Source organism: Myxococcus sp. AB025B (assembly GCF_006518215.1).
Taxonomy (GTDB): Bacteria; Myxococcota; Myxococcia; order Myxococcales; family Myxococcaceae; genus Myxococcus; species Myxococcus fulvus.
This window is the reverse complement of sequence record NZ_SRLW01000118.1, coordinates 20310-28436: the sequence shown is the minus strand read 5'-3', so window position 1 is coordinate 28436 and position 8127 is coordinate 20310. Positions and strand designations below refer to the sequence as shown.

The 8127-nt window shown below is 69.7% G+C and carries 8 protein-coding genes; 7 read left to right on the top strand and 1 reads right to left on the bottom strand.

Annotation, left to right across the window (positions count from 1 at the left end; all coding sequences use genetic code 11):
• The first annotated feature begins 207 nt into the window (after positions 1-207).
• From fsa to FL311_RS20620, 4 genes are all read left to right on the top strand, one after another.
• Complete coding sequence (gene fsa, locus FL311_RS20635; RefSeq protein WP_141327363.1) at positions 208-861, top strand: fructose-6-phosphate aldolase; 654 nt, start codon at positions 208-210, stop codon at positions 859-861.
• A 162-nt stretch (positions 862-1023) separates the two neighbouring features.
• Entirely contained in the window at positions 1024-2160 is a 1137-nt protein-coding gene (locus tag FL311_RS20630; RefSeq protein ID WP_141327361.1) for an acyl-CoA dehydrogenase family protein, read from the top strand.
• A 149-nt stretch (positions 2161-2309) separates the two neighbouring features.
• Positions 2310-3107, top strand: coding sequence for an electron transfer flavoprotein subunit beta/FixA family protein (locus tag FL311_RS20625; RefSeq protein WP_046715805.1), 798 nt, complete (start codon positions 2310-2312; stop codon positions 3105-3107).
• A gap of 28 nt (positions 3108-3135) precedes the next feature.
• Positions 3136-4101 carry an electron transfer flavoprotein subunit alpha/FixB family protein gene (locus FL311_RS20620; RefSeq protein WP_141327359.1) on the top strand — a complete coding sequence of 322 codons (966 nt, stop codon included), beginning with the start codon at positions 3136-3138 and terminating at the stop codon, positions 4099-4101.
• Between the two features lie 232 nt (positions 4102-4333).
• On the opposite strand, the gene FL311_RS20615 is transcribed toward FL311_RS20620, so the two are convergent.
• Positions 4334-4900 (bottom strand): cytochrome c oxidase assembly factor Coa1 family protein, encoded by a 567-nt coding sequence (locus FL311_RS20615; RefSeq protein WP_141327357.1) that lies wholly within the window; start codon positions 4898-4900, stop codon positions 4334-4336.
• Between the two features lie 178 nt (positions 4901-5078).
• Between FL311_RS20615 and FL311_RS20610 the strand changes: the two genes are divergently transcribed.
• The 3 genes from FL311_RS20610 (at position 5079) to FL311_RS20600 (ending at position 8119) form a co-directional block, all read left to right on the top strand.
• Positions 5079-6062 carry a GNAT family N-acetyltransferase gene (locus FL311_RS20610; protein WP_141327355.1) on the top strand — a complete coding sequence of 328 codons (984 nt, stop codon included), beginning with the start codon at positions 5079-5081 and terminating at the stop codon, positions 6060-6062.
• Between the two features lie 51 nt (positions 6063-6113).
• Positions 6114-7061 carry a DMT family transporter gene (locus FL311_RS20605; protein WP_141327353.1) on the top strand — a complete coding sequence of 316 codons (948 nt, stop codon included), beginning with the start codon at positions 6114-6116 and terminating at the stop codon, positions 7059-7061.
• Between the two features lie 80 nt (positions 7062-7141).
• Positions 7142-8119: an MBL fold metallo-hydrolase gene (locus FL311_RS20600; RefSeq protein ID WP_141327351.1), complete on the top strand. Its 978-nt coding sequence runs from the start codon at positions 7142-7144 to the stop codon at positions 8117-8119.
• The last annotated feature ends 8 nt before the right edge of the window (positions 8120-8127 follow it).

Sequence of the window (8127 nt, the reverse complement as noted above, 5' to 3'; positions counted from 1 at the left end):
GCCGGGGAGGGCGCGCAGACGGGGCTTCTTGGCGGCGGAGCGTGGGGAGCGGGCCATGGCGACGGCTTCGCCTTCTACCTCCCACTCCCGCCTGGAGCCACCCTTGACGCGTGGGGGGGCATCGGTTACGCGCCTGCTCGCCCGGCTCCCTCGGAGTCGACCCCATCCCTCGCCCTCATTCGCGGGCCCATCCAGGAGAGTGAACAGATGAAGTTCTTCATCGACAGCGCGGACGTGGAGGAGATTCGCAAGGCCCACGCGATGGGCTGCGTGGACGGCGTGACGACGAACCCCTCGCTGCTGGCCAAGGTCGGCCGCGGCCTCGAGGAGACCATCCGGGAGATCTGCTCCATCGTCGACGGCCCCATCAGCGCCGAGGCCGTCTCCCTGGACGCCGAAGGCCTCATCGCCGAGGGTCGCACCCTGGCGAAGATCCACGACAACGTCGTGGTGAAGATTCCCATGGGCGTCGAGGGCGTGAAGGCCGTCAAGGCGCTCACCGCCGAGGGCATCCGCACCAACGTCACCCTCATCTTCTCCGCCAACCAGGCCCTGCTGTGCGCCAAGGCCGGCGCCACCTACGTGTCGCCCTTCGTCGGCCGGCTGGACGACATCTCCCAGGACGGCATGGAGCTCATCTCCAACATCCTGGAGATTTATCAGAACTATGACTTCGACACGCAGGTGCTCGTCGCCAGCGTGCGCAACCCCGTCCACGTGCTCCAGTCGGCTCGCATGGGCGCCCACGTCGCCACGCTGCCGTACAACGTCATCACCCAGCTGGCCAACCACCCGCTGACCGACGCGGGCATCAAGAAGTTCCTCGCGGATTGGGAAAAGGTCCCCAAGGCCGCGAAGTAATCACGTGCCTCGTCCCCGGGTGCCAGAGGACAGGCCCCCGGGGCGCCGGCCGACCCCCCGCGCACCACCCACTTCCCAGGCGGGTTGGGCTGGAGATTTCTCGTGACGGCATGTATTCGTTGACTCCCGAGTCAACACGTCGACCCCATCACGAGGAATCTCATGGAATTCGAGCTCTCCGAGGACCAGCGCGCGCTGCAGCAGACGGCGCGGAAGTACGCCCGCGAGGTCGTCCGCCCCAAGGCGGCGCACTACGATGAGACGGCGACGTTCCCTCGGGACCTGCTGGCCACCGCGTTCGAGCTGGGCCTGCTGAACATGGCCATCCCGTCCGAGTACGGCGGGGTGGGCCTGTCGCACCTGGACCAGACCATCGTCGCGGAGGAGCTCAGCTGGGGCTGCGCGGGGGTGGCCACGTCCATCATCGCCAACGACCTGGCCAACCTGCCCATCATCCTCGCCGCCACGGAGGAGCAGAAGAAGCGCCTGCTCGGCCACTTCGCCGAGAAGCTGAAGTTCTCCTCGTTCTGCCTCACCGAGCCCGAGGCCGGCAGTGACGTGGCCAACATGCAGACCACGGCGCGCCGCGAGGGTGACGAGTACGTCATCAACGGCGCGAAGTGCTTCATCACCAATGGCGGTCACGCCGAGCAGTACACGGTGTTCGCCACCGTGGACAAGGCGAAGAAGCACAAGGGCATCACCTGCTTCGTCGTCGAGGGCCGCCCCAAGGGGCTGTCCGTCAGCAAGCACGAGAACAAGATGGGCCAGCGCGCCAGCGACACCGTGTCGCTCACGTTCGAGGACGTGCGCGTGCCGGTGCAAAACCGCATCGGCGAGGAGGGCCAGGGCTTCGCCATCGCCATGGCCACGCTGGACAACAGCCGCCCGCTGACCGCCATGTTCTCCGTGGGCATCGCCCGCGCCGCGCTCGAGCACTCCATGGAGTACGCCTCGCAGCGCAAGACGTTCGGCAAGCCCATCATCGAGCACCAGGCCATCCAGTTCATGATTGCCGACATGGCCATGAACACCCACGCGGCCCGCATGCTCACCTACGAGAGCGCGTGGCTGTTGGACCAGGGCAAGCGCAACACCCTCCAGTCCAGCTACGCCAAGTCCTTCGCCGCCGACATGGCCATGAAGGTCGCCACCGACGCGGTCCAGGTCTACGGCGGCTACGGGTACATCAAGGAGTACCCCGTGGAGAAGCTGATGCGCGACGCGAAGCTCATCCAGGTGTACGAGGGGACCAGCCAGGTCCAGCGCCTCGTCATCGCTCGAGAACTGTTCAAGTAGAAAAGCAGAACTGGGCCCGGCGGCCGTTTCCCGTTGCCGCCGTGGTGCCCGGATGCCTATTAACCCAGGCCGTTCGCGCGTCGCGTCAATCCAAGCGCGCCGGACTGTTTTCCAGCCTTCTAAAACGCCTCCCGCAAGGAGAAGCCGCCGTGAAGATCCTCGTCACCGCCAAGCGCGTGGAAGACCCCGAGTCGAAAATCAAGGTGAAGCCCGATGGCTCGGGCATCGTCCAGGAGGGGCTCAAGTACAAGATCAACCCCTTCGACGAGATTGGCGTGGAGGAAGGCCTCCGGCTCGTCGCCAAGCACCAGGGTGAAGTGGTGGTGGTGTCCATCGGCGGCAAGGAGGTGCAGGAGCAGCTGCGCCACGCGCTGGCCATGGGCGCGCACCGCGCCGTGTGGGTGAACCACACGGGCCCGTTGGATCAGCTGGGCATCGCCGGCCTGCTGCAGAAGGTGACCGAGAAGGAGAAGCCGGACCTGGTCATCCTGGGCAAGCAGTCCATCGACGACGACCAGAACCAGGTGGGCCAGTACCTGGCCGAGTTCCTGGGCTGGGGCCAGGCCACGTTCGCCTCCAAGGTGGAGTCGCTGGAGAGCGCCGAGGAGAAGAACAAGGAGCCGGCCGTCAAGCTCACCGCGGACAAGAAGGCCGTCCAGGTGGTGCGCGAGGTCGACAACGGGCTGGCCACGCTGGAGTGCCAGCTGCCCGCCGTCGTCACCACGGACCTGCGCCTGAACCAGCCGCGCTACGCGAGCCTGCCGGGCATCATGAAGGCCAAGAGCAAGCCCATCGAGGAGCTGACGCCGGCGGGGCTTGGCGTGGACGTGGCCCCGAAGATCCAGGTCCTGAAGCTGGCGTCTCCGCCCGCGCGCAAGGCCGGCATCAAGGTGCCGGACGTGGCCACGCTGGTGGACAAGCTGCGCAACGAGGCGAAGGTCGTCTAACCCTCTCGGAAGATACGGAGACACTCCAATGCCAATCGTTCTCATCGTCGCCGAGCAGCAGCCGGACGGGAACCTCCGCAAGGCCTCCCTGAACGCCATCACCGCGGGCAAGCAGCTGGCGGACAAGGCCGGGGCGGAGTTGCACATCGCCATCCTCGGCAAGGACCCGGCCAAGGTGGCCGAGGAGCTCAAGGGCACCGGCGCCAAGGCCGTGCACGTGGGCGCCGCCGCCGAGCTGGAGCACTACCTGGCGGAGACGTACGCCCCCGCGCTCGCCGCGCTCGCCACCGAGCTCAAGGCGGACTTCGTGGGCATGGCGTCCACCGCGCAGGGCAAGGACCTGATGCCCCGCCTCGCCGCGCGTCTGAAGGCCGCCATGGCCACGGACATCACGGGCCTGGGGGGCTCGGGCGCGGACATCATCTTCAACCGCCCGATGTGGGCCGGCAACGTGTTCGCCGAGGTGAAGCTCAACACGCCGGTCAAGGTGTTCACCGTGCGCGCCACCGAGTTCACCGCGGCCGCCGGTGGCCAGGGCGCCGCCGAGGTGAAGACCTTCGCTCCGAAGATTGAAGCCTCCAAGACGAAGTTCGTCGAGTTCAAGGAAGTGAAGAGCGCTCGCCCGGAGCTGACCGAGGCGCGCGTCGTCATCTCCGGTGGCCGTGGCACCAAGGGCGACTTCAAGGAGATTGAGGCGCTGGCCGATGACCTGGGCGCCGCGGTGGGCGCGTCCCGCGCGGTGTGCGATGCGGGTTGGGTTCCCAACGACCTGCAGGTCGGTCAGACGGGCAAGGTCGTGGCGCCGGCGCTGTACATCGCCGCGGGCATCAGCGGCGCCATCCAGCACCTGGCGGGCATGAAGAGCTCGAAGACCATCGTCGCCATCAACAAGGACGCCGAGGCTCCCATCTTCCAGGTGGCGGACTACGGCATCGTCGCGGACCTCTTCAAGGTCCTCCCCGAGCTACGCTCGGAGCTGCAGAAGCTGAAGTAGCGCTTCGGGCCCGTTCGGGCTGACGAGGGGCGGGAGTGGGGACCTCCGGGTTCCCACGCTCGCCCCTTCGTCGTTTCCGGGGGCACACCCGACGGCGGGCGAGCACGCCCCCGTGGGCTTGCAGGGGCGCAGGGCGGGCGAGGCTCATGGTCGCGAGGCACTCGCCCCACGCCCCGTGGGCTTCCAGGGGGATGGCGCGGACGGGGCGCATGCCCGCGCGCCGTTCGCGTTGTTACAGCTCGATGTCGCTGTCGCGGCCGCCGCGGGCCGGGACGTTCTCGTCGGCGCCGGGAGGCTCGGGCGGAGGCGGCAGCGGCTCGTCGTCCTCGGGCGTCTCCTCGCTGGGGAACGCGTCGGGGGCGTCAGGTGCGTCGTCGCGCAGGTCGATGCGGCTGCCGTCCTCGAGCTCCACGACGAGCGTGTCGTAGCGCCACTCGTCCTCGCCCTGCTTCGTCGCGTCGATGAAGAGCGTGCCGTCGGCCTGCGGGCCATCCAGGGGGATGGTGAACTTCGCGTGCGTCTGGCCGTTGATGGACTGGACCGCCGACTGCTTCGGCAGGCCCGTCTGGATGGGAGTGCCCAGCGCGCGCCGCACCTGCGCGTCGGACTGGGCGATGGCCACCGCGTCCGTGTACGCGCCCATGTTGCTCAGCGACTTCACGCCGAGCCCCACCAGCGCGAAGCCCAGGCAGCCGCACGAGGCCAGCAGGCCCAGGCAGCCCACGGGCACCACCCACTTCCAGTTCCGACTCCACCAACCCCGCTGCGGCACCAGCGAGCCCTCGGGCGTCGCGTCCATGACCTCACTCCTCCTTGCGCCGCCCTCCGGCCGGTGGGTGGCGTCCTCCTCTTAGCGGGACGGCGAGGCGTCGGATAGGGGCCGGGGCCGGGTCGGTTGGTGTGGGAGAGCGGAGGGGCTACATTCCGGCGGACGAGGGGAAGGCACGAGCAGGGCCGGACTTCCCTGGAGGTGGCGTGTGCCGCCGCGGAAGTCGCCTTCCACCGAGGTGCTGCTGGACGTGCTGAGGGCGCTGCCACCCGGGCAGAAGCTCTGGGTGCGCGGTGTGGGCGGGGGCCTGTTCCCGCTGTTGCGCGCCGGTGACTCGGTGCGGGTGCTGCGCTGCGGGCCGGACGAGACGGCGCGCGGTGATGTGGTGCTGGTGCGCCAGGGGAGGATGCTGACGGCCCAGGTGGTGGTGGCCACCCAGCCGTGGAGCACGGCGCCGCTGCTGGGCACCGAGGAGCGGTCGGACGGGGAGCTGCTGGGGCGCGCCGTCGCCCTGCGGCGTGGAAGGTGGCTGCTGCCGCTGCCCCGGCCCTTGGGTCCGGCGCTGTGGGTGACGCAGTGGACGCTGGCGTCCGCGTGGGCACAGCCCCGGACCCGGCTAGTCTATCGGGGCGTGCGGGACTTCTTCTTCTCCAACTGGTCCAGGCCCCTGCGGCGCCACCTGGTGGGGCCGCTGGAGATACGCCTGCTGCGGGCCGAGGATTTGGACGCGCTCGTCACCTTCGCGAGCGAGCGCCTGGTCGTCTCCGCCAGCTTCCTGCGCCGGCAGCTCCAAGAGCGCTGGGGCCTGGAGCCGACCCAGCGGCGGGGGGCGGCGGCGGGCGCGCTGGACTCGAAAGGGCGGCTGCACGGCTTCGCGTGGGTGGACTCGTATCGCCAGGAGGGGCTGCCCTTGGATGGCGTCTGGGTGCGCTCGCTGGTGGTGGCGCCGCAGGCCCGGCGGATGGGCGTGGCCACGCAGCTGCTCGAGTGCCTGCTGGAGGAGTCCCACCGACAGGGTGAGCCCAGCGTGCAGGCGGACGTGGACGAGGACAACGCCGCGTCGCTGAAGACCTTCGAGGGCCTGGGCTTCCGCCTCGCCACGGAGGCGCTGACCCGGCGCACGAACGAGGCGTGGGACGCGGCGGGGCGCTCCAAGCGCCTGGTCGTCCTGGAGCGGGCCTCCGCGCCCTGACGCGACGGGGGTTGCGCGGCACGCCGGGGTAGGCGAAACGTCGTGCCCTCCGTGAGCGCCTCGACTCCCGACAGCCTGGGCCGTGAGCCGTCCTTCCTGGGGAGACTCCGCGGTCTCCAGGCGGACGGCGCGCTCGTCTTCATCACCCTCATCTGGGGTGTCACCTTCGTGGTGGTGAAGGACGCGCTGAGCTACGCGGACCCGTTCACCTTCCTGTCGCTGCGCTTCGGGGTGGGCGCGGTGGCGCTGAGCGCGCTCGCGGGCCGGCAGGTGCTGAACCCGAGGAACCTGCGTCACGGCGCGCTGCTGGCGACGTTCCTGTTCCTGGGCTTCGCGCTCCAGACGTGGGGGCTGACGTTCACCACGCCGTCGCGCTCGGCGTTCATCACCGGGATGTGCGTGCTGTTCGTCCCGCTGCTGACGCTGCTGGTGTTCCGGCGGGCGCCGAAGCCCGCGGCGCTGGTGGGCGTGGCGCTGTCGGCGGCGGGGCTCTACCTGCTCACGCGGCCGGCGCCGGGGGAGGGGGGCGGGTGGTTGAACCTGGGGGAGATGTTGTCGCTCGGCTGCGCGGTGGCGTACGCGGCGCACATCACCTTCACGGAGCGGTACGCGTCGAAGGAGGGCGTGCTGGGGATGGTGGCGGTGCAGCTGTGGGGCGTGGCGCTGATGTCCGCGGCGTGCCTGCCCTTCGTCACGCGCAGGGTGGAGTGGCAGCCCTCGCTGGTGATGGCGGTGCTGGTGTGTGGGCTGTTGCCCAGCGCGTTCGCCATCAGCGTGCAGACGTGGGCGCAGGCGCGCACGTCCGCGGTGCGCGCGGCGGTCATCTACGCGCTGGAGCCGGTGTTCGCGTCCATCTACTCGGTGGTGCTGGGCTACGAGCGGCTGGGCGCGCCGGAGGCGATGGGCGGCGGGCTCATCCTCCTGGGTGTGCTGGTGGCGGAGCTGGGCTCACCGGCCTGGGCGTGGTGGAGGTCACGCACAGTCCAGGGGCCGGGCTGACGCCCTCCGAGCGGGCATGCGGCGGGCCGAAGAGAAGCGGCGCGCCGGGCCCGTGACGCGCTATATCCGCGAGCCTTCCCATGAGCGTGGAGCTGCGTCGAAACGGGATGCACCTGACGGGCACCCTCCTGTCCCTGGACGCGAAGCGCAAGTCGCCGTTGTGCTTCGTGAGCCATGGGCATTCGGACCACATCGCCCGGCATGAGCGCACCATCGCCACGGCGGCGACGCTGCGCTTCATGGAGCATCGGCTGGGGCCGGTGAGCGCGCCCCTGGCCGCGCCGTACCGTCGGCCGTTCGAGCTGGGGCCGTTGGTGTTGGAGCTGCTGCCGGCGGGGCACATCCTGGGCAGCGCGCAGCTTCGAGTCATCCGCTCGGATGGTCGGCGCGTGGTCTACACGGGGGACTTGAACGTGGTGCCGTCGCTGACGGCCGAGGCGACGGAGGTGGCCGAGTGCGACACGCTCGTCATTGAGTCGACCTTCGGGCATCCGCGCTATCGCTTCCCGCCGCGTGACGAGGTGATGGGGCAGGTGGAGGCGTGGGTGCGTCGGCAGCTCGAGCGGGGTGCGGTGCCGGTGGTGCTCGGGTATCCGCTGGGCAAGAGCCAGGAGTCGATGAAGTTCCTCGCGGGCCGAGGGTTCTCGCTGGTGGCGCACCCGTCCATCTACGAGGTGGCCCGGCTCTACGGAGAGCTGGGGGTGCCGATTGAAAACCTGCGCTGCTACACGGGGACGGTGGAGCCGGGCGAGGTGCTGTTCTTCCCGCCGCACCAGGCGCGAGGTGGGGCGCTGGCGCACCTGTGGCCTCGGGGGACGGCGGTGTTGACGGGGTGGGCGATGGACCCGGGGGCGGCGCGGCGCTACGGCGCGGACGTGGCGTTCCCGGTGTCGGACCACGCGGACTTCCCGTCGTTGAAGGCGTATGTGAAGGCGACGGGGGCGAGCGAGGTGATTACGTGCTTCGGCTTCGCGGAGGAGCTGGCGCAGGCGCTGCGGGACGACGGGGTGGATGCCCGGCCACTCGGGGGCAAGCCGCAGCAGCTCGCGTTGCTGTGAAGCGGTAG